General features: G+C 59.9%; 1 protein-coding gene. It reads left to right on the forward strand.

What is annotated here, in order from left to right:
• On the forward strand, positions 1 to 247 hold a 247-nt coding region (locus tag KZZ04_RS20310; RefSeq protein WP_219424050.1), incomplete at both ends, for an ABC transporter substrate-binding protein.

Below are 247 nucleotides of genomic sequence, written 5' to 3' on the forward strand. Positions count from 1 at the left end.
GGGTCTCCGTGACGGACGACAACACGCGCATGCGCATGGTGCAGAACAACGAACTCGACACGGCGATCTTCGTGCCGTTCTCCCGCGTGGAAGAACTGAAGAAAGATAAAAACGTGGTGATCCACTCCGACCCGTCCACCCGCGAAGATCACCTGCTGATCAACCACGCCCACGGTCTGCTGGCCAAGCAGCCGGTGCGCGAGGCGCTGGACATGGCCATCGACAAACAATCGCTGGTGAAGACTGC

The sequence above is a fragment of the Pseudoalteromonas sp. CR1 genome (genome assembly GCF_019392235.1).
Taxonomy (GTDB): domain Bacteria; phylum Pseudomonadota; class Gammaproteobacteria; order Enterobacterales; family Alteromonadaceae; genus Pseudoalteromonas.